Annotated in this window: 19 protein-coding genes; 13 read left to right on the forward strand and 6 right to left on the reverse strand. The window is 40.5% G+C overall.

All coding sequences use genetic code 11. The features are described from left to right. Nucleotides 1-124 precede the first annotated feature (124 nt). Nucleotides 125-1,291: an EcsC family protein gene (locus ACFE93_RS14870; protein ID WP_375474018.1), complete on the reverse strand. Its 1,167-nt coding sequence runs from the start codon at nucleotides 1,289-1,291 to the stop codon at nucleotides 125-127. Nucleotides 1,292-1,455: 164 nt separating this feature from the next. Between ACFE93_RS14870 and ACFE93_RS14875 the strand changes: the two genes are divergently transcribed. Together ACFE93_RS14875 and ACFE93_RS14880 are read left to right on the forward strand one after the other, a co-directional pair. Beyond that, nucleotides 1,456-1,860: a DUF1308 domain-containing protein gene (locus tag ACFE93_RS14875; RefSeq protein WP_375474019.1), complete on the forward strand. Its 405-nt coding sequence runs from the start codon at nucleotides 1,456-1,458 to the stop codon at nucleotides 1,858-1,860. 2 nt (nucleotides 1,861-1,862) lie between these two features. Beyond that, a complete protein-coding gene (locus ACFE93_RS14880) occupies nucleotides 1,863-2,159 on the forward strand; it encodes a DUF3349 domain-containing protein (RefSeq protein ID WP_375474020.1) in 297 nt (98 codons plus the stop codon). 75 nt (nucleotides 2,160-2,234) lie between these two features. Here ACFE93_RS14880 and ACFE93_RS14885 read toward each other — a convergent pair whose 3' ends face one another. The 4 genes from ACFE93_RS14885 to ACFE93_RS14900 form a co-directional block, all read right to left on the reverse strand. Beyond that, nucleotides 2,235-2,612 (reverse strand): type II toxin-antitoxin system PemK/MazF family toxin, encoded by a 378-nt coding sequence (locus ACFE93_RS14885; RefSeq protein ID WP_375474021.1) that lies wholly within the window; start codon nucleotides 2,610-2,612, stop codon nucleotides 2,235-2,237. Beyond that, nucleotides 2,599-2,847, reverse strand: a complete 249-nt coding sequence (locus tag ACFE93_RS14890) for a hypothetical protein (RefSeq protein WP_375474022.1) — start codon at nucleotides 2,845-2,847, stop codon at nucleotides 2,599-2,601. Before ACFE93_RS14890 ends, ACFE93_RS14885 begins: the two co-directional genes overlap by 14 nt. Nucleotides 2,848-2,869: 22 nt before the next feature. Continuing rightward, complete coding sequence (locus tag ACFE93_RS14895; protein WP_375474023.1) at nucleotides 2,870-3,697, reverse strand: alpha/beta fold hydrolase; 828 nt, start codon at nucleotides 3,695-3,697, stop codon at nucleotides 2,870-2,872. Nucleotides 3,698-3,762: 65 nt separating this feature from the next. Next, the gene (locus ACFE93_RS14900) at nucleotides 3,763-4,488 is read right to left on the reverse strand and encodes a lysophospholipid acyltransferase family protein (RefSeq protein WP_375474024.1); all 726 of its coding nucleotides are present in this window, start codon (nucleotides 4,486-4,488) and stop codon (nucleotides 3,763-3,765) included. A 379-nt stretch (nucleotides 4,489-4,867) separates the two neighbouring features. On the opposite strand from ACFE93_RS14900, the gene metG reads away from it, so the two are divergent. From metG to menH, 5 genes are all read left to right on the forward strand, one after another. After that, a complete protein-coding gene (metG, locus tag ACFE93_RS14905) occupies nucleotides 4,868-6,472 on the forward strand; it encodes a methionine--tRNA ligase (protein ID WP_375474025.1) in 1,605 nt (534 codons plus the stop codon). Nucleotides 6,473-6,639: 167 nt separating this feature from the next. Beyond that, nucleotides 6,640-7,269, forward strand: coding sequence for an NYN domain-containing protein (locus tag ACFE93_RS14910; protein ID WP_094348455.1), 630 nt, complete (start codon nucleotides 6,640-6,642; stop codon nucleotides 7,267-7,269). Next, complete coding sequence (gene lptC / locus ACFE93_RS14915) at nucleotides 7,269-8,468, forward strand: LPS export ABC transporter periplasmic protein LptC (RefSeq protein WP_375474026.1); 1,200 nt, start codon at nucleotides 7,269-7,271, stop codon at nucleotides 8,466-8,468. Before ACFE93_RS14910 ends, lptC begins: the two co-directional genes overlap by 1 nt. 233 nt (nucleotides 8,469-8,701) lie before the next feature. Next, a complete protein-coding gene (locus tag ACFE93_RS14920; RefSeq protein ID WP_375474027.1) occupies nucleotides 8,702-9,103 on the forward strand; it encodes a metal-sensing transcriptional repressor in 402 nt (133 codons plus the stop codon). Between the two features lie 231 nt (nucleotides 9,104-9,334). Next, nucleotides 9,335-10,147, forward strand: coding sequence for a 2-succinyl-6-hydroxy-2,4-cyclohexadiene-1-carboxylate synthase (gene menH, locus ACFE93_RS14925; protein ID WP_375474028.1), 813 nt, complete (start codon nucleotides 9,335-9,337; stop codon nucleotides 10,145-10,147). 22 nt (nucleotides 10,148-10,169) lie between these two features. On the opposite strand, the gene ACFE93_RS14930 is transcribed toward menH, so the two are convergent. After that, a complete protein-coding gene (locus ACFE93_RS14930) occupies nucleotides 10,170-10,817 on the reverse strand; it encodes a glycoside hydrolase (protein ID WP_375474029.1) in 648 nt (215 codons plus the stop codon). Between the two features lie 791 nt (nucleotides 10,818-11,608). Between ACFE93_RS14930 and ACFE93_RS14935 the strand changes: the two genes are divergently transcribed. From ACFE93_RS14935 to ACFE93_RS14960, 6 genes are all read left to right on the forward strand, one after another. Beyond that, on the forward strand, nucleotides 11,609-12,451 hold the full coding sequence (locus ACFE93_RS14935) for an HpsJ family protein (protein WP_375474030.1): 843 nt from the start codon (nucleotides 11,609-11,611) through the stop codon (nucleotides 12,449-12,451). A gap of 126 nt (nucleotides 12,452-12,577) precedes the next feature. Continuing rightward, nucleotides 12,578-13,486: a glycosyltransferase family 2 protein gene (locus ACFE93_RS14940; protein WP_375474031.1), complete on the forward strand. Its 909-nt coding sequence runs from the start codon at nucleotides 12,578-12,580 to the stop codon at nucleotides 13,484-13,486. 621 nt (nucleotides 13,487-14,107) lie between these two features. Continuing rightward, the gene (locus ACFE93_RS14945; protein WP_375474062.1) at nucleotides 14,108-14,872 is read left to right on the forward strand and encodes a DUF502 domain-containing protein; all 765 of its coding nucleotides are present in this window, start codon (nucleotides 14,108-14,110) and stop codon (nucleotides 14,870-14,872) included. Between the two features lie 122 nt (nucleotides 14,873-14,994). Continuing rightward, on the forward strand, nucleotides 14,995-15,636 hold the full coding sequence (nusB, locus tag ACFE93_RS14950; RefSeq protein WP_375474032.1) for a transcription antitermination factor NusB: 642 nt from the start codon (nucleotides 14,995-14,997) through the stop codon (nucleotides 15,634-15,636). A 263-nt stretch (nucleotides 15,637-15,899) separates the two neighbouring features. Continuing rightward, on the forward strand, nucleotides 15,900-17,564 hold the full coding sequence (gene ftsY, locus ACFE93_RS14955) for a signal recognition particle-docking protein FtsY (protein WP_375474033.1): 1,665 nt from the start codon (nucleotides 15,900-15,902) through the stop codon (nucleotides 17,562-17,564). Between the two features lie 1,356 nt (nucleotides 17,565-18,920). Further along, the gene (locus ACFE93_RS14960; protein WP_375474034.1) at nucleotides 18,921-20,312 is read left to right on the forward strand and encodes a PP2C family protein-serine/threonine phosphatase; all 1,392 of its coding nucleotides are present in this window, start codon (nucleotides 18,921-18,923) and stop codon (nucleotides 20,310-20,312) included. The last annotated feature ends 462 nt before the right edge of the window (nucleotides 20,313-20,774 follow it).

Here is a 20,774-nt window from a genome sequence, read left to right on the forward strand (position 1 = left end):
GAGTCTTTGATACTCATTAATCCACCTCAGAACTCCATTAACGAGTCTTTGATATTCGTTAATGAAGCTATAAACTCTACTCTTTTACCTCCTGCCCCATGCCCTATGCCCTATGCCCTATGCCCTATGCCCCAATTTTATTTCTGTCAATATCAAATTTGCTGGCGATCGCTTCGATTATTTTTTGCTCAAGTGCTGTAATTTGATTATCAAGCTGGGCAATTTTGTAACATTGAGCCAACAAAGGTATGGCAAAATCACGATTCAGTTGATTGAGCAATACATCTAAAGGCTTGGGCGATTTGATATTTTGGGCAATGGCATCCAACGAAGTAGAACTAAGGTTTAAAGCTTTTAATTCTGGTAAAATTTCTTGCCAAGTCTTTTCTGGATGACTAGCTAGGATCATGTGAACTAAGATTTGATCCATGAGAGCCTGTTGAGCGATCGCACTTTCTAGATACTTTTCACTTTCGGCTTTTAATGTTGCCAATGTCTGTGGCGATGCCAAGGAAGTAGATTCATCCAGCTTGGTTTCGTAAAATCGACAAGCAGCATACCCCAATGAATAGATCATCGTCGCATTTGAACTAGCTCCAATCACTGCACCCGCCAAGGGCAAATTTCGCAGCAACCCTAATCCCGCAGCTTTCAACAAACGTCCTCCACCCAAAGCCAACCCAAAAATTGCCAAAATTTCACCTTTACGGGCAGGGTCTTTTAAATCTAGCCCGTAGACAGATGCAATTTGATAAAGCATTTCTGACTGCAATTTTGTTGTGGCTGTTAAATCAATTGCCAACAATGCCACTGCTATTCCTGGCAAAAAACTAGTGGCTAATCCAACTGTGGCTGCTTTAGTTGCTTTTTCCACCATGATTCGGTGAGCAAGCTGGCTGGGTGATTCATTTGGATACTGTTTCTTGAGTTTGTTTACTGCCGCTTCTGCTTGTTCCAAATCAACAAGGTTAGTATCGCTAATCAGCCAGTTGAGATTTAATACTCCAGATAGTTTTCTAATCAGCCAATTTTCGCTGAGGCGATTCACAACCTGACCGCTGGTTTGAGTTGTTTGCTCAATGAACTTATGTGTTTCTTTCGCTGTCGCTTCTCCCACCCCCATTGCTGTGTCTAAAACTGCTTGACCAGTCTCAGCAACAGTTTTAATCAAAGACTCTACTATAGACGGTTCATTTTCTACTGATGATTGAGCCTGGATTTTTAATTCTGAAGTTTCTCTAGGTGAATTAACTAATTTATTCACTTCTTTTTTTTGGGGTTTGTCTGCCATTGCTTGACACCATCTTGTAAAGCCTCTCTTTTTTGGTTGTAGCGAAGTTTGAGGGGCTTTGACATCTCCCCACAAGTACAAGTTATAGATCAACAATTCCTGTGACGCTTTTACCGAAAGTGACCTAACTCCCATAAAATAATCGCGTTGAGTATGGCGTTGAAATGGTCAATCTAGATACAGGTACTGTGTTTGCGTTTATTTCTGAAGGCTCATCTGTGCGCTATGAATTACGACAATATGTACAAGGGCAACAAATGGTAATTACTCAAATAGCGTTGAAAGAAGTTACTGATATTATTCAATGGTCAGGCGGAGTATCAGAACAGACGAGATCAAGTAGATTTATACAAAGATTAAACATCATACCTGACAATCCCTCAACTGTAGCCCTAAACTTACAGCCGACTAGGAGTTTGGGGACAAATGATATCATTATTCTAGGAACAGGGGATCAGTTAGGAATTGTGACAATGACAGCAGATGCCAAAGCGGTCAGAGCAGCACTTTCTCAGGGTGTAAAGTTCAATGTGTATATCCATCTGCCTCGCCCTTTAAGAGGAAATTAATTATGCAAATTACTATTGCACCTTATCTTTTAAGTACCTATAAGCTGATTCAGTGTGCTTTTCCGAATGGAATAGAAACACAAGACTATTTACCACTGTTGGCATTGCTTTATGATGAAATGTCAGATCGAAATTTAGCAGAAGTCGTGGCTTACTACACAACAAAGCATTATGGCGTTGTTCTAAATGATATGTATCGTGTGAGAACAACTGATGTGCCAAAGGCTTCAGCCATTGACAAGGTGAAACAGCGTTTGCTTGTTTGTAGTTATGAAGAGTGGCTCAAAGAAGCTGAATAGCACTTATCTTTCACCTCGTTGAACCGTCATTTCAAATCTTCTTGTTTAAGAAGTAACGTAAATATCAGTTTAAGATTAACTATTTTGTTGTCTAAACAACTGTGTTAATCCATCAAGAATAGGAACATATTGCTCAGACGTGAGTGTTCCCAAATACGCCAAAACTCTATTGATATCTAATCCACGCGTTTGATCTAGCAAGACAATGGAAGACAGAGGCAAACCACCAGCACCAGCCAACAAACGCGGGTATAAGTTGGGAGTATTTAACACCCAAGAACCCCTCTGGGTAGTTAAAGGTGTAATTATTAGCATTGGATAGCGGACTTCTCCCCAAGGTATACCGACCACTACAGCAGGTCGAGTTCCTTGCTGTTCACGTCCTCTAGAATTACTAGCAGGCAAAGTTACTATAACCATGTCGCCACACTCAAGCAAATCAGGTTGGAGCATCCTTGCCACCAATAACTGTTAGCCCAACTCCAGATATATATTCTATTGGCTTGCCTTTTGGCTGCCCTTGGGAACCCCAATCATAAGAGTCTTCTGGAAGCAAATTTCCTTCGCGTTGGTTAATTTCCTCATTTAATAATTGCCACAATTGATGTTTTTTTTCTAAAGGAAGGTTGGCAATGGCATCTAAGAGTGATTCAAAAGGAATTTGCAGTTTGACAGTTGTTTTGGTCATAGTGTGTTTTGAGTTTGTTTAATTATTTTATAACCTCTAGCCCCGTACCCATATCAGCTTGACTTTCTAAAAAGTCGTTATCTTTAAGAATTTCATAGAGATTAGTATCTTGCTCTAGCAAACAAGCGTGTCCACAATTAGGCAACACTACAATCTTGTTATTTGGTAAGATGTTCGCTATCCGGTTGACTTCATTTACAGAAGGCAAAAGGCGATCGCTAGCACCAGCAATCAACAAAACTGGTTGAGTTAAATGCCTTAACTGTTCCTCATCAATATGAAACTCTCGCAGTAAAGACAACCGCCAAAGAACGGTTTCTGCGGGGACAGAACGCATCGTTTTTAGCAGCTCGTGGCGATCGCTTTGAGAAATGCGTGGCAAAGATGCTAAAAATGGCAACAAGCCTAGTGCGCCAACATCATACAATCCTGATGGCACTAAGTAAGTTAGCTGGGATGCCCAACTTAACCAAGGGCGAAGCTGAAAGGCTGAAGCTGGGTTAATTAGGATAATTCGCTTAAATAAATCGGGTGCTTGGATTGCCACTTTCATTGCCAAGCAACCACCAAAGGACTCACCACACAAGTAAACTGGTCTTTGAGAGCTTTTTTTTAATTCGGCATCGATCAAGTCCAATACACTCTTAGTAAGCACATCCCAAGTGTTAAGGTCTTTTCGGGGGAGCGCCAAACAACGGACATCAAAGCCAGCTTCTAATCCAGCAGTTTGCGATCGCAATAGTTGACCAGTTCCATCCATTCCTGGCAAATATACCAATAGCGGATACTCTGGCTGTACTCGTTTAGGAGTTAGAAAACAGGGGTTTAGCTCAACTTCTGTGATAGTCATCGATCATTGATATAAAACTTTTGAACTGCTGATTGTTGCTTATAAAAGCTTCGGTGCTTTTGATTCTAATAGCAACCTTGACGCAGTAAATTACTAATTTCGCCGTGACAGTGTTGTGTCAGTTCAGCCACAACAGTTCTGGCTTGTTTGCCATGATATTTTTTATGATGTTGGGGCGTAATCCAATAAGGACGACCGATTAACACCGCAACTCGACGATAAATTACCAGAGGATGCCAACCACTTTGATTAAATAAAGGTTCTGAAGGGTCGAATACACTCAAGAGCCTTAAAGGGAAGCCATTGGTGTTTACCTCTTCTAAGGAGGCGATCGCGATCGGCAAAATAGCTAAATCCTCCACATTCGCTCGTAATGCCAAATGGGCAAATCCCCGCTGAAACTCACCCACCTGATTTGGCTGAGTAAATTTCACCATTGGTGTAGTCCCTTCTGGAAATACTCCCACCATCTGCTTGGACTGCAATAGCACCTGCGACTGCAAAAAAAAGCTTTGCAGGCGGTTTTGAGTTTCCTCCAAAGGAAAACACCCCAATTGACCGATGACAATCTCCCGCATGACTGGCACTTGTCCCATGTAGTGATGGCAAGCAAAGCGAATCGGATTCGATAACGCCGCCATTAAAATCAGTGCATCCATAAAGCTGCGATGATTGCTGACTACTACCACCCTGGCATCCTGGGGAATGCGGTCTTCGTAATAGCGGAACATTTGCGTTGAGAATGCCGCCACCAAAGCGCGAGAAATCTCTAGGGGGCTATTTCCACTCATACCTAATCAATATATTTTCCGGTAAATATGGCAATTCGTCTTAATTTTAGTTTTACATTTCTTTACTATTGTCATGACCGTCTTAAGATAGAAATATCTAATCTCCAAAAGTAACTAGATTTTCTGCGTTCTCAATTATGTATTCTTGAACACAAGAATATCTAATAGAAACTATTCAAAAAAATTATGATTAGTTAATTTCGATTTTTTAGGTAAAAATGAGTTTAATTGATGCATATTACCAAACAATTTTTGACCTAATAAATTTGCTAGGATGAAGACGTTATTGGAAAAAATAGGAATAATATTGTATAATGGCGTGGTTTTGCCACCAAAAGCTAAGATGTAAAACGTTTTAATAAGTTAATTTTTATTTTGCATGAATCTAGTGAATAAAACAGAAAATACATTTGCCCTGACTACACCCTTATATTATGTAAACGATGTCCCTCATATAGGCAGTGCTTATACAACGATCGCAGCCGATGTAGTAGCGCGATTTCACAGGTTACTAGGGCATCGGGTATTACTAATTACAGGTACAGATGAACATGGGCAAAAAATTCAGCGTTCGGCAGAAAGTTTAGGCAAAGCACCACAAGAATTTTGTGATGAAATTGTCCCTAGTTTCGTCAGTTTATGGCAATTATTAGATATTCAATACGATCGCTTTAGTCGGACTACTGCACCTCGTCATCAAGCGATCGTTAAAGAATTCTTTGAGCGAGTCTGGGAATCTGATGATATTTACCAGGGACAACAACAAGGCTGGTACTGCGTATCCTGCGAAGAATTCAAAGAAGAACGGGATCTGTTAGAAGGACACCGTTGCCCAATTCATACTAACAAAGAAGTGGAGTGGCGAGACGAACAAAACTATTTTTTCCGCTTATCCAAATATCAAACCAAGCTGATAGAATTTTATCAATCTAAACCGGATTTTATTCAACCAGAAAGTCGGCGCAACGAAGTTCTCAGCTTTGTCAATCAAGGACTGCAAGACTTTTCCATTTCACGAGTGAATTTAGATTGGGGTTTTCCCGTACCAGTCGATCCTAAGCATACCCTTTATGTCTGGTTTGATGCGCTGCTAGGTTATGTCACAGCATTACTTGAACCAGATGCAGAACCAACTTTAGCAAATGCTTTAGAAACATGGTGGCCAATCGATCTGCACCTAATTGGTAAAGATATTCTCCGCTTCCATGCAGTTTACTGGCCAGCAATGCTGTTGTCGGCTGGCTTACCCTTGCCAGAGAGAGTATTTGGGCATGGCTTTTTGACCAAAGACGGGCAGAAAATGGGCAAAAGTCTGGGTAACACCCTTGATCCTGTGGCGTTAGTTCAACGCTATGGTAGTGATGCCGTTCGTTATTACTTCCTTAAGGAAATCGAATTTGGCAAAGATGGAGATTTTAATGAAGTTAGATTCATTAATGTTCTGAATGCAGATTTGGCAAATGATTTAGGTAATTTGCTCAATCGCACCTTGAGCATGGTGAAGAAGTACTGCGCTGAGAATAATCTCCCATCAATAGGTAATGAAGCGATTTCTGACGAAAATCCTTTGAAAGCCATTGGTTTACGTCTAGGGGAACAGGTAAAACAAGCATATCAGGAGCTAGCCTTCAGTCAAGCCTGCGTGGCCATACTTTCACTGGCACAAGCCAGTAATAAGTTTATTGATGAACAAGCTCCTTGGTCATTATATAAACAGGGACAACAGGAGTCGGTGGAAAAGGTTCTCTACGCAGTTCTAGAATCAGTTAGACTAGCAGCTTATCTGCTATCCCCAATTATTCCGAACATCAGCAGCGATATTTATCAGCAGCTAGGCTTTGGAATAAACTTTAACGATCAAATACAAAGTTCAATTACCGCCCCTTTTGCCACCCATGCTACATGGGGGCTACTATCGAGCAAACAACAGTTGGGTAAACACCAACCTGTTTTTCAGCGAATAGAACCTCCGAAAAACGATTAGTCCTTATCAAACTCTGATTTTGTTCAATTTTTTTATTTTCTCACAAAATTTATCGTGGCTGAATTTAAATTAGCCGCAGAACATTATCATAAGCCGCTGTGACTAGCATCTAAAAGTTGGTAATTTGTATCAAAAATAACAGGGATAAAAATTGAGGTATCACAATGATGTTGAATAATTTAGAAAACGATTCAATATTTACGCCAGAACAAGTTTTGGAGAATCGGGGTAGGGTGGCCATATTTATTGATGGCTCAAATTTATTTTATGCTGCACTGCAATTAGGTATTGAAATAGATTACACGAAGTTATTATGTCGATTAACAGGAGGTTCTAGATTACTGCGTTCTTTTTTCTACACTGGTGTAGACCGGACAAACGAGAAGCAACAGGGGTTTCTGCTGTGGATGCGTCGCAATGGCTATCGAGTCATTGCTAAAGATTTAGTCCAACTACCAGATGGCTCGAAAAAAGCTAACCTGGATGTAGAAATAGCAGTAGACATGATGGCACTAGTAGATTCTTATGATACCGCAGTTTTAGTTAGCGGTGATGGGGATTTAGCTTATGCGGTAAATTCAGTCAGCTATCGTGGCGTACGGGTAGAAGTAGTGAGCTTGCGTTCGATGACTAGCGATAGCTTAATTAATGTAAGCGATCGCTACATTGATTTAGAAGCTATCAAAGAAGATATTCAAAAAACCCCTCGCCAAAGCTATCCATACCGACCGTTATCTGGTATCGGTTTTTTGGAAGACCCCAGAACTAGTGACGGACACCTAGAAATCCAAGAATAATGGCGTATCAATTTCATAAAAGAGGGAGATGGGGAAAGAGAAAAATTCAAAATTTCTCCTCCACTCCCTCGTTTCTTATTTTACTTTTATTAATATTTGGTTTAGTCGCCTGCGGGGGCAAATTCCCGCTAGCTTCCCAACAAAACACTGCGGATTCATCTAATCCAGATAGCAATTTGACTTTCTATGATGTCACCCTAGAACAAGCAGATGAAGTGGGAAGACCAATTTGGAAAGTCAGGGCTAACCAGGCAAAATACACTAAAGAAAAACAAATTGGTCAGGCTGAAAATCCTTATGGTGAACTATATCAAGATGGCAAAATTGTTTACCAAATAAAGGCAGATGTAGCAGACATTGAACAAGATGGAAAGCAGTTGTTTCTTAAAGGTAAAATATTTGCTACAGATCCTAATAATGGGATTGTGTTGCAAGGTAATGAATTAGAATGGCGTCCCAAAGAAGATTTATTGATTGTTCGTAACAAGATTAACGGTACTCATAAAAAACTACAAGCAGTAGCGCAGGAAGTGCGAGTTAAAACCCGCGAACAGCGAATGGAATTTTCTGGAGGAGTAGTAGCAAATTCTATCGATCCCCAGATGCAAGTGAGAACTGAACATTTAATCTGGAATATTAAAGAAGAAAAACTGATTGGCGATCGCCCCCTAGAAATTGACCGCTATAAAGATAATAAAATTAGCGATCGCGGCAAGGGAAATTCTGCCGAAGTCAACTTAAAAACAAAAATTGCCACTGTCCAAAAAAATGCTCAACTAGAATTACTAGACCCACCAATGCAAATAGCTAGTAACTCTATGACCTGGAACATGAACGCAGAAACTGTCACTACAAACTCGCCGACGCGAATGTTCCAGCGTGCCGAAAACGTTACAGTGACAGCTAATCAAGGTGAAATGAAAATACCACAAAAAACCGTTTATTTAACAGGTAATGTCAACGCCGTTGGTCAGCGTCGCCAGTCTCTAAGATCCAATACACTAACTTGGTATTTAGATAATAAGTTAGTTGAAGCTCAGGGAAATGTTGTTTACCGACAAATTGACCCACCATTAAATTTTGTGGGTGAAACAGCAGTTGGTAATCTGCAAACAGAAAATATTCTTGTCAAAGGTGGCAGTTCTAGCGGTAGGGTAGTAACGGAGATTATTCCTCAAGAAAAAGCCAATCGTCAGTAGTAAAGTTAAGGGAAGTGGGGAGTAGGAAGTAGCGAGTGGGGAGATGAGGGAGTCTTGAAACTAGAGAAATGAGTCTTTGATACTCGTGAATGAGTATTTTAACTTGATTAATAAGTCTCTAAACTAAATGAATGAAATTCTAACCCTTCCTTATTCCCCACTCCCAACTCATAAATTTTGGGTTGGTCGAGTACTAGACTAGGATCTTAGTAATACAAGCCTTTTGATAGCCCATGAATGGATCAAACCGATTAGGTAAGGAATCCTTGCCAATATCCCAGCAAGTAGAACATTCCCACCATCACGATACAGATCACGAGCATACAGATTCTACTCATGGAACTGGAGAGTTGGCTCATCCTCACATCCATAGTGAAGAGTCTTTACGGCGAATTGTCAATCGATTATCGCGTATAGAAGGACATGTTCGTGGTATTAAGGCAATGGTGCAGCAAAGTAGCCCTTGTCCTGATGTTCTACTGCAAATTGCCGCAGTGCGGGGCGCATTAGATCGGGTAGCGCGAATTGTTTTGGATGAACATTTAACTGAGTGTATTGGTAGAGCCGCACAAGAAGGTAATATTGACGTTGAAATTAAACAGTTAAAAGCTGCTTTAGATCGATTTTTGCCTTAAAAATTAGAAAAATAATGTAAAATGCATTTGCCAAATTGCTGATGCACTAGCAGCATACATCAAAATTTAATAGTGCATCGTGATATTCACTCTAGCAACATCAGATTGCGAACTGGTAGACAACCTATTTTTATAGACTTTTTTTTATTCACTTTTTTTAGAAGTGAAGGAGGTAAAAGCTTATTTTATCAAATAATATGTTGTACAATTACGATGATTTTTAGCTAGACTATGATTCAAAAAAATTATCAATTTCATTATTCTTTAACTGGCACTTTAGATAAACCACTAATTATTTTATTGCATGGCTTCATGGGAAACATTAATGAATTTGATGAAACTATAACATTACTAGGTGAATATTTTTCTTATCTCACCCTGGACTTACCAGGACATGGTAAAACCCAAATTTTAGGAACTGATGAATACTATAAAATAGAACCAACTGCTGAAGCAATAATCAACTTACTGGATGAGTTAAAAATTGCTAAATGCTTTTTAGTTGGTTATTCAATGGGTGGAAGATTGGCTTTATACCTAACCCTGCATTTTCCAGAACGTTTTCATAAAGTTGTGCTGGAGTCAGCTTCTCCAGGTTTACCAACAGCAGCAGAACGATTAGAACGGATTAAACTTGATACACAAATAGCTAGAAAATTAACAAGAATTTTTGAAAAAAGTGATTTTGCTGCTTTTCTATCAAATTGGTATAATCAGCCGATTTTTGGTTATATAACAAATCATCCAGAATACGATCGCATGGTAGAAAGTCGGTTGCAAAACAATCCACAGGAATTAGATAAATCACTACGCTTTATGGGTACTGGATGTCAACCTTCTTTATGGGAAAAGCTACAATGCAATACAATTCCCATGCTTTTACTAGTGGGTGAATACGATAAAAAATTTATATCTATTAATACAGGAATAGCTAAAATATGTGAATTTGCTCAGATAAAAATAATTAGTAATACTGGACACAATATCCACTTTGAAAATACTTTGGCATTTGTAGAAAATATCAAAAGTTTTTGTCCGCAGTAAATTAAAAATTAAGAGAAATTCACTACTTCTTTACTGCCTTGCTAGAAGGAGTTGGGGATGGTGGCAAATTCGGGACTGTTGGTTGTTTAGCTGCGGTTAATTCCTCTTGCAACATTTTCTGATAAACTTTAGGCAAAGAGTTACTAACAGAATTAGTTTCTATGCCATATCCCAAACTTGTCCAAGTGGGAGATAGTCGCCGCAAAACATCATTTAACTTTCCCTGACGCAACAGTTGCGAAATATCAGCTCCCCAAACATTAGAATCATTTAACCAACGGTAAACTACTACATCTTGATATTCTGCTTCAAAACTATAAGCAGTCCAAAACATCATCCGCATCGGCTTTGGGTGATAACGAGGGGCTAAACGATACCAAGTAATGTTGATAATTTGATATCTACCAGCAGCGGTAGAACAATTCCCTATGTTGGGTCCTGTAATAATTGTGACGCATATCTCAGGATGTCGGCTGAGGTCGTTGACTTGCTGTCCCCCATACAACAGCGAATAGGGACGGTTTCCACTAGCCTCACTTGCCGAGATAGTTCGCATTAAAGCGCGGATGTAGGGGTCGCCCTGTTTCATGATCAAAGGCGGCTGTTTACTTTCAAAGATGGGATCGGAAGGCGATCGCAAGTCTCCAATATACCATTGCAACAAATACACAAATCCGAGAAGCGCGGCTATTGGGCCAATAAGTTTTTCAACACCTTTGAATTCAAAGCCTTTCAGAGTCTAACTCCTTCAAATTCACTCTTTTTGCTTTCCGTAAATCATCGACGAACTGATTCCAGTAAAGTTCACACCTGATTATTAGTTATTATTTCCGATTTGCTCATTTTTTTAGGAATTAGCAAAAAAGAGTATAAATACAGGAGTTTGTAAGTAACTGAGGTACAAAATGCAGGACTCACGCATCAATTATAAAGAGTTTCTACCTCCTGCCTCAAAACCCGTAGCTTTGTACTTCATACAAAAGAAAATTAATGTAAGTATAGCAAGCAAAATACTCGCAAAAATTTTTTCTAAGTATAAACTTAACTTTTGTAGTAGTATGTAATCTAAGTAATAATTGCTTCTTTGCTTAAATCGGGCGATAAGTCGATACAACCTGATTGCAAAGGTTTAGATTTAAGTTGACACCAACGCACATCTGTAATCCCCTATAAAAGGTCTGTATTACGACCGATTGAGAACTGCGATTGAGGAGATTGGGTAATTAATCAGTCTGTTTCTCTAGCCCCGCATAAATTTAGTATCTTAAAATACCAGGAATTTCCTAAAGACACTGTAGATAACAAATGTTACTGTGGTCTAGTTGAAAACCAAGAGGCAGATAGCCTTTAGCAATATTGAATCTGCTTTGTGTTTTTACACAATAGTCATAGTCATGGGCACAATATTCAAGTAGCTTGAAATATGAAAATCACTCGTATTCACCACCAGTTTGAAAAACTATGGTCAACCGTTTTACTTCCGTGAGTACTGCTCTCACACTTAAGGTAGTTGGAATAATCTGCATTTTGTCCTTTTTCGTTGACTTTTTGATTCTGTTGTTACCCTTTCAACCCACCGATCGCGTATGGCAAATCAATTTGGGAACAGCGCTCGTCGATCGAGGAATTGTTCCTCTAGTCGGTTTGGGGCTTCTGTTTGCTGCCTATTGGATTGAGAATGCTGATGCAGCAAGCGATCGCCCCCAAGGTATCGATTTAAGATTTCCCGCCGCGATTATCTCCAGTATTTTAGGATTGATGTTCTTGCTGATTTTTCCCCTGCACCTAAATAACGTCAATCAAGCTAAGACTCAAACACTCAACCGAATCACCCAAGAAGCAGACCAAGCAGAAAATCAACTGAACACTCGCTTATCGCAATTGCAAGCACAACTGAATACTGACCAAGGAAAAGCGCAACTAGATCAGCTGCGAAACCAAACCAAAGCTCAGTTTAGTGAAATCCTCAAAGATGACCAAAAATATAAGCAAGCAATTGAAAGCCCTCAAATTCCCGCAAATATAAAAGAGTTACTCAAGAAGGCTAAAACAAATCCCCAAGTACTTGACAAAGCTATCGAACAACAAACAGATATTCAAACGCTGCAAACTCAACAACTGAGCCAACTTCGCCAGCGCCGAGACGAAGCACTGCAACAAGCTAAAGATACTGCTTGGAAGTCTGGACTGCGGATTGGTATTAGCAGTTTGCTATTGTCCATTGGTTACATTATCATCGGCTGGACAGGTTTAAGAGGTAGGGGTGCTATACAAGGTGGTAAACCTAGAGCTGCCGCACGCTAATCCACTATTGGCATGGCAGTAGGACGTATTCAAACATTACTGACGGCTGATACTGCCATGCGCCTAATAGCTAATAACCATAAAAAGGCAATTATCACTGAGTAAAATCGCTATAAAACTTGAGTAATGTTCTCAATTTACATACTGACATATAACGAAGAACTAGATATTGCTGCTTGTATCGAATCGGCGATGTTATCAGATGACATCATTGTTGTGGATTCATGCAGTAGCGATCGCACTGTGGAAATCGCCAGTCGCTATCCCATCCGCGTTGTCCAACACGCTTTTGAAAGCCACGGACGCCAACGCACCTGGATGTTAGAGTCTATCCCCCCAAAGCATCAATGGGTTTATATTCTCGAAGCTGACGAGCGCATGACACCAGAACTGTTTGCGGAATGCAAAAAAGCAAGTCAGAACCCAGACTACATCGGTTACTACGTGGCTGAACGCGTCATGTTCATGAATCGTTGGATTCGCTACAGCACACAGTATCCCCGTTACCAAATGCGACTCTTCCGCCACGGTAAAGTGTGGTTTACAGATTACGGTCATACTGAGCGGGAAGTTTGTGAGGGTGCAACTAGCTTTTTAAAAGAAACATACCCACACTACACTTGTAGCAAAGGTTTGAGCCGCTGGATTGACAAGCACAACCGTTATTCTACGGATGAAGCTCAAGAAACATTGTATCAGTTAGAACAGGGTAAAGTTAACTGGCAAGATTTATTCTTTGGGAAATCAGAAGTCGAAAGACGGCGTGCCCTGAAAGATTTGTCTTTGCGTTTGCCCGCCAGGCCGTTGCTACGGTTTATATATATGTATTTTATTTTAGGCGGATGTTTAGATGGACGCGCCGGAGTTGCTTGGTGTACATTGCAGGCATTCTACGAATACCTGATTTTGCTCAAAGTCTGGGAAATGAAGTATCTACCAAAACCTAATTTAGATACAACAGCAATTTTGGTACAAGAGAGTAGGCAACAGGTGCAGTGCGCGGATTCTGAAACTACACAGGTTGATGCGGCGTGAAGAGAGCTGGAGATTAGAAGGATTTCCAGTATAGCGATCGCAAAATCATAGGGCGCACAGATGTGCTATACAGATCCCTGACTTCGTAAAAGTTGTCGGGGATCTTGTTTTTCATAATTCAAGACTAGATAAAAGAAACTTCCAAATAAAAAATATCCCAATTTCTCTAACGGGAAAGGTATCCCCATCTCTTCTATATTCAGGGTAGGCAGAATACTCACCCTACAAGATGGATAATTTATTTCTTGGAAATACTTAATAAATTAATATTTTTAACAGAACATTTTCATAAAAGTTACCCCTGCTCAACAGTGAGTGACTGACAAGATAAAATAGTTTATTAGTTTACCCGGTGGTACTTTCACAGTTATGGGCAGCTTTTGATTAAGCGCGGTAGATTAATAATACTTAAAAACTTGCAACAATCATTTACAACTCTTATAAAGAAAAGTAACATCCTCTAAGAATAACCAGTCGCCATCGGATTGGTTAATGTCTATGTGTATGCTTATAGGAAAATAGCTAATTTCCAGCAGCAGGCAACTTGCTGGCGTTGTAGACAGTTACTTGCGGCAGAATCTGCCAAAGTTAAAGCCTTCGGAATTTGACGAATCTGCTGGTATAGATACAAATAACAAAAGTTCCTCTAGCTTAAAACAGGAGAATCGAGGCTTGGTAATCGATCGCCTAAAACAGGACTTAAAAAACGACCTGATTGCTGGTTTGTTGGTAATAATTCCCTTAGCAACCACTATCTGGCTGACAATTACCATTGCGACTTGGGTAATCAACTTCCTCACCCAAATTCCCAAACAATTGAATCCCTTTGATGGGTTAAACCCTTTTTTAGTAAATATACTTAATTTATTAGTAGGATTAGCTGTACCACTACTAAGTATATTACTGATGGGCTTGATGGCTCGGAATATAGCTGGGCGGTGGTTGTTAGATTTTGGTGAACGATTATTACAAGCAATTCCTTTAGCAGGACAAGTATACAAAACTCTCAAACAGCTTTTAGAAACAATACTGAAAGATTCTAATGGTAAGTTTCGTCGGGTAATTTTGGTAGAGTACCCTCGCCGAGGAATTTGGGCGATCGCTTTTGTTACTGGTGTAATCAGCAGTGATATCCAAGCCCAGATGTCTCGCCCTGTGCTAAGTGTTTTTATCCCCACCACCCCAAATCCGACTACCGGATGGTACGCAGTTGTTCCTGAAGACGAGGTGGTAAACCTCTCCATGTCGATTGAAGACGCCTTTAAAATAGTTGTATCAGGTGGCATTGTCGCCTCCAATACGCCTTTGGTTTTCCCCAAAGAGTCCACAATGGAAGTGAAACACGACGAAATCAAGCAGCAGGTTATTCCCGTTGAAGAAACTTAAAATCAATCTGGCATAGTCACAAGCAAATGCGTAATGTTGTTGTTTAACTGTGCCAAAATTGATAGGCTTGTAAGTTTGTCTTGCCTAGTTAATCAGTTCTCGCACAATCACCCCTCAGTTTTATGCAACCTCGTAAACCCCAGCAAATTGCTCGTGAATTGGCGCTTTTAAGCCTTAGCCAATTGCCAGTCAACCCAAAGAAATTAGATAAATTAGAAGACGATCAATTAGTATCCAAGTTGCTACTAGGAGCAGTACGCACTCTGACCTCAGAAGTACAAGATACCCTCGATAATGCTGCAGGTGAACTACAACGCAGTAACGATCGCCTCTTAAGTAGCCAAACTCGGGCCTCTGACCTCAATACTGCTAGAACCATGCTTCAAGAAGCGATCGCCTGTACCCAGACAGCAATCAATCAGTTGGGTACAGCAGTTGATTTCCCAGTATTGATTCAGTTAGCTAATCAGGACAAAGGAGTTCGGAATTACGCTAAAGAGCTTGTAATTACCGTCAACGAAAATCGACACATTATAGATGAACTCATTTCTGCTGCCTTAGTAGATTGGCAAGTAACTCGTCTCGCCCAAATTGACCGCGATATCTTGCAAATCGCTGTAGCAGAAATGAAGTTTTTAGGAGTTCCAGACAGTATCGCCATTAACGAAGCTGTGGAGCTAGCCAAACGCTACAGTGGAGACGATGGTCATCGCTTTATTAATGGTGTTTTGCGCCGAGTCACTGAGCAGAAAAAAACTGCGTAGTACTGCCGCGGAATTCATAATTTCTATACTGCTGTGGAAAAAAGTCTGTAGCCGCTTCTGCGGCTTCCTACAAGGGAAACTTCTCCCTTTGAGAGTAAGAGTAAATGCTGCGCTAACGCAAAAAACTTTCTGTTGTAACGATTCTCCTCAAACTAGCGTTGAAAGGTGAGGATAACCGGGAAGTTTTCACCCCAAGAAAAAGTGCAAAGTTAAATTAAACTCATAACTTATAACTTATAACTCATATTACTAATACTGCTGCAATGGTTTTTAATTGGTTCCGTCGTCAACATAACGATTCCTCCAACACTCCCTCTGATAAGAAACAGGAAGAAACTCCTCCTGCACAAGAACCCCAACCAGAGCCAGCCGAAACCTCAACACCAACTGCCGAAACTGCACCAGACACAACGGCAGACTTATTGGCATTTGCGAAAGCTGCCTACAAAAATATTCAGCAAAAACAGCAAGTCGAGGTAATAGAAACCCCACCCGATCCAGCAGATACTTTAGCACCATCAATACAACCTGAAACCGCAGAAACGGTAACTGCAAAAATCGCTGAACCAGAAGCAACTGAGGAAGTTGCTAATACAACCCTAGAAACTACACAGCCAGAAGTTATCCAAGCTACTAGTGAGGAAGAAATTACAGAAGATTCCTCAGTGATAGCAATTGTCGATCGGCCAGATGTTTCCAGTTCAGAACTCACGGCAAGTGAAGTTGAACCAACACCCACCAAACCACTAGCTACGCCAGAGGCAGCACAGTCAACAGCACCATCCTTCTTAGAACGTGCGGCGGCAGAACGGCAAGCCAAGCTAGAACAACTAATAGCCACTGCCATTGAAGTTCCAGAACCAGAGGGAGTACAGCCAGTAACGACAACCTCAGAAACAGGAGAGGAAATTCCCGGACTGCTATTTGATGATGGGTTTGTCTGGTCGGCGAAAGTTCTAGCAGCTCAAGGTAGAAGTGCACAAGACGTTTCTATTGAAGAAATTACCTGGCTGAAAAAGCTTCGGCAAGGATTAGACAAAACTCGCCGTAGTATTCTCAATCAACTGAAGGCGATCGTTGGTCAAGGGCCGCTAAACCAAGCTGCTGTGACGGAAATTGAGGCATTGCTTTTGCAAGCGGATGTGGGTGTAGAGGCGACAGACTTTATTATCAATGCCCTACAGACAAAACTTCGAGAAGAAGTTACCGCACCTGAAGAAGCGATCGCTTTCCTGAAAAAAATCCTCCGGGATATGCTGGATGCACCGAGCAAAACATCCCACAAAACTACCTTTACCCCAGAAAAAGAAACCTTGAATATTTGGTTAATTACTGGGGTGAATGGTGCTGGTAAAACCACCACTATCGGTAAAATTGCCCATCTTGGACAAAAATCTGGCTACAAATGCCTGATTGGGGCAGCAGACACCTTCCGCGCCGCCGCCGTGGAACAGGTGAAGGTTTGGGGTAGTAGAAGCGGCGTGGATGTAATTGCCAATCCAGGAAAGAATACAGATCCGGCAGCAGTTGTATTTGATGCGATCGCAGCCGCCCAAGCACGTCAAACCGAATTACTTCTGGTAGATACAGCTGGGCGACTACAAAACAAGAAAAATTTAATGGACGAACTCGGTAAAATCCGGCGAATTATTGACAAAAAAGCCCCAAATGCCAAAGTAGAATCTCTTTTAGTTCTAGATGCCACTTTAGGTCAAAATGGACTGCGGCAAGCCGAAGTTTTTTCCCAAGCTGCCCAACTCAGTGGTGTTGTCTTAACCAAGTTAGATGGCACTGCCAAAGGCGGCGTTGCCCTTGCCGTTGTGCAGCAGCTAGGTTTACCCATTCGCTTTATTGGTGCTGGCGAAGGAATTGAAGACCTACGCCCCTTTTCGAGCTATGAGTTTGTCGAAGCTCTCTTGAGTGGTTAGTTGAAAAATTTCGAGTTAAAAATTTTTCTTAACAAACTTAGGACTTACGCAATACTGTATGATTCTTCTCTGGGAGACACTGCGCGTTGGCGTAAGCCTCTGAGAAAGAAGGAAATTCGATAAATTAAGCTTTTTAGCTATTTTTTCGTAAGTCCTAAAACTGATAAATTTAGGGATGACCGATCTGTTATTATCACTTGAACTAACTAGAAACAGCTCAAGTCCTAAAATTATGAATTTGTCACAATAAATCGGTGACTTTTGCTAAAATTTCTAGCTAATGCCCTTTTTGAAGTCTTAAACGGGCTTTTTAAATGTAGTAGTACGGTATTTAGTGCGACATACAAAAGCCCCTAGACTTTCATCTTGCAGCAATTGAAAAGGGAATCGAGACGCTCACCCTCACACAACTATATTGTGGGATGGACAGCAGTCTCAGTGGTGAGCAGTGCGTTGGGGAACCAGCGCGTGTCATTTCAGCGCTACGAGAGGTTTTCCCTCCATAGGTGTCTGGTGTTGGCTATGGCGACTTGTTCGTGCAACGTCTCTCGATAGGTTTGAATTCTGATGGTTAAATGAAACACTCTTTCTGACTTTTGACTTAAAGTTTTTGGAAGATATTTCTTCTATTTTTAGTGTCATCTCTTCTATTCATATCTTACACTTACCAAATGACTCACCCCTAGAATAAATTACAGGCTAATGGTTTAACTCTGTTACATCTGACTAAGAAGATAGAATTGCTCCACTTTTATCCCGTTTTGATGGGTTTAAATTTTGCGTATTCAGCGACTCAAAATTCACAAAACGAAAAATTAAAAATGGAAAAGCTCAATCTTGGCGATTATCCCAGCAATTATGGTATACAAATTAAGTATTTGAAAACTTATTTACATCTTCTCAAGTTTGGGAATGAGTGTAAGCCTGTTTTTTAGCAAATCAAGCTCGATTTGAGTGCTTATAGAGGTTTTCACTCAAAAGACTTTTAGTCTCTTAGTTTCCTCTGCCCAAACAGTCCCTCTGAAAGCGTTATAAATTATTTTTTGAATAAAGTATTTTTATGACTTTAGAGATATGCTTTGGTAATTAAGTTATGAAAAAATGAAAAGCTTTCTGATATATCAGCAAAATTAGTAATTTTTACGGGTAGAGTTTGGACTAAAAATACATGATTTGAAATCACTAATATTCCATTAGAAATACAATAAGCAAATAAAATACTTATAAAATTTGCCTGTTACGTCTTTATACTCTTGCTAAAATGACAAGTCTTGTCTAAATATGGTTTAGCAATGCCAAAAGCCAAAAGATTTATAAGTAATCCAAAATCTGCCAATATAAAGTGCAATAGTACCTGTGCCTGTGTCTCAACTGCCCTCTCAACCCATTGATAATAATAGTAGTGCCACCACAGATGTCACACCAGTCGTGGCACTCAAAGAACTCGTAGCAAGGTTGCACCGGGAACAGAACAAAATTCAAGATTTGCTAAGTTCTTTAGGATTCGCCCTGAGAAGTTTCAATAATTTGAATCAGTTTTTGGAACTGATTCCGCTAATGGCAACAAGAGTGACAGATGCAGACGGTAGCGCCCTGTTTCTTTACAAACCTAATGGTCAAGTCAGGTTAGAACAGTTACATTGGCAAGATAGTGGCCAGCGCAAGAATATCCGCAAAGCGCTAGAAATAGCCAGTAGTCAAATCACGCTTTTGCCAAATACTGCCCCCCTAGCTAATGCCACGGGAATTTTAGATGACCAGATGCATCGCTATTTGGGGCCAGATGTGCAAATCTTTGGTACGGCAATTCTGGTAAAGCATACAGAACGGGGATGGCTCTATGTCTTGAGCCGCGATCCAGAATATAGTTGGACAGAAACCAGGCAAAAGTTAGTTAGGTTAGTGGCAGACCAAACAGCAGTAGCGATCGAAAACGATGAACTAGCTGTAGAACTAAGAAAAAAAGAACGCCTAGACCAAGAATTAGAAATTGGCGCAGAAATTCAACGGCGACTTCTACCACGTCAATGCCCTACAATTCCTGGTGCAGTCCTAGCAGCACGGTGTAAACCTGCCAATCGCGTCGGCGGAGACTACTACGACTTTATTGCTACCAATCATAATAAGATTCAGCCCAAGATCAAAGGTGGCACCGAAACTAGTCGCTGGGGTTTGGTTATTGGAGATGTCATGGGCAAAGGTGTCCCCGCTGGGCTGATTATGACGATGATGCGGGGAATGTTACGAGGAGAAGTGCTACATGGTAATTCCCCCGCCAGAATTCTACAAAACTTAAATAGAGTTATGTATGCGGATTTGGAAAATTCGCACCGCTTTATAACGCTATTTTACTCAGAATATAACCCCCACAGCCGAATTCTGTCTTATAGCAATGCGGCACACAATCCTCCCTTGTGGTGGCACGCAGCGACAAAAACTGTCACCCGTTTAGATACTTTGGGAATGTTAATCGGTTTGGATGCTAACAGCCAATATGAAGATGCCCAGGCACAGTTAGAGCCTGGAGATACAGTTATTTACTATACAGATGGCTTGACCGATGCTGCTGCTGCTGGTGGCGATCGCTTCGATGAAGACAATTTTGTTGCTGGCTTTAATACTGCTTGTAAATACTGCAATGGCCCAGAGGAGATTGTAGATTACTTATTTGACCAAGTTCAGCAATTCATCGGTGCTGATAAACAAAACACTGATGATATGACACTAGTTGTTCTACAAATTTTATAATTCATTGGGCATTTATACTCGGTCAAGTCATGAGTCAATGCTTGGGATTATGGTGACAGAATATTCACCACAGTGATTCTACTAAATTTAATTTTTTATTTATTTTTCTTGAAATTTCCGTAGCGATCGCCCAAATGGTTGTACATCAACCTTTTTTGGTGACTTGTTTGTATTTAGCCTTTCGGATAATACATAAAAAATGATCGTTAGAATACTTTTCTGTTCAATTAAAAACTATATATTTTGCACATCTAGCACAGTAGGAAACGCTAAGGGGGAGAGCAGGTAAAAGGTAAAAGGTACAAGGTAAAAAGTAAAAGGTAAATTTACTTCTTCATTTTTGCTTTCTTTCTATCCTTGTGACGCAAGCATTTGGTCTGCTCACTTTTGGCGTTTTAATTTTTTATTTCTCCGCCGTAGCAAGTTCACAACAGCTACGACGGAGTTTTGCTTTATTTATTT

Source organism: uncultured Nostoc sp., from assembly GCF_964247315.1.
Lineage (GTDB): Bacteria > Cyanobacteriota > Cyanobacteriia > Cyanobacteriales > Nostocaceae > Nostoc.

Coding starts and splice junctions, on each gene's coding strand:
- ACFE93_RS14870 (WP_375474018.1), bottom strand. CDS start 1,291: ATGGCAGACAAACCCCAAAAAAAAGAAGTGAATAAATTAGTTAATTCA.
- ACFE93_RS14875 (WP_375474019.1), top strand. CDS start 1,456: ATGGTCAATCTAGATACAGGTACTGTGTTTGCGTTTATTTCTGAAGGC.
- ACFE93_RS14880 (WP_375474020.1), top strand. CDS start 1,863: ATGCAAATTACTATTGCACCTTATCTTTTAAGTACCTATAAGCTGATT.
- ACFE93_RS14885 (WP_375474021.1), bottom strand. CDS start 2,612: ATGCTCCAACCTGATTTGCTTGAGTGTGGCGACATGGTTATAGTAACT.
- ACFE93_RS14890 (WP_375474022.1), bottom strand. CDS start 2,847: ATGACCAAAACAACTGTCAAACTGCAAATTCCTTTTGAATCACTCTTA.
- ACFE93_RS14895 (WP_375474023.1), bottom strand. CDS start 3,697: ATGACTATCACAGAAGTTGAGCTAAACCCCTGTTTTCTAACTCCTAAA.
- ACFE93_RS14900 (WP_375474024.1), bottom strand. CDS start 4,488: ATGAGTGGAAATAGCCCCCTAGAGATTTCTCGCGCTTTGGTGGCGGCA.
- metG (WP_375474025.1), top strand. CDS start 4,868: ATGAATCTAGTGAATAAAACAGAAAATACATTTGCCCTGACTACACCC.
- ACFE93_RS14910 (WP_094348455.1), top strand. CDS start 6,640: ATGTTGAATAATTTAGAAAACGATTCAATATTTACGCCAGAACAAGTT.
- lptC (WP_375474026.1), top strand. CDS start 7,269: ATGGCGTATCAATTTCATAAAAGAGGGAGATGGGGAAAGAGAAAAATT.
- ACFE93_RS14920 (WP_375474027.1), top strand. CDS start 8,702: ATGAATGGATCAAACCGATTAGGTAAGGAATCCTTGCCAATATCCCAG.
- menH (WP_375474028.1), top strand. CDS start 9,335: ATGATTCAAAAAAATTATCAATTTCATTATTCTTTAACTGGCACTTTA.
- ACFE93_RS14935 (WP_375474030.1), top strand. CDS start 11,609: ATGGTCAACCGTTTTACTTCCGTGAGTACTGCTCTCACACTTAAGGTA.
- ACFE93_RS14940 (WP_375474031.1), top strand. CDS start 12,578: ATGTTCTCAATTTACATACTGACATATAACGAAGAACTAGATATTGCT.
- nusB (WP_375474032.1), top strand. CDS start 14,995: ATGCAACCTCGTAAACCCCAGCAAATTGCTCGTGAATTGGCGCTTTTA.
- ftsY (WP_375474033.1), top strand. CDS start 15,900: ATGGTTTTTAATTGGTTCCGTCGTCAACATAACGATTCCTCCAACACT.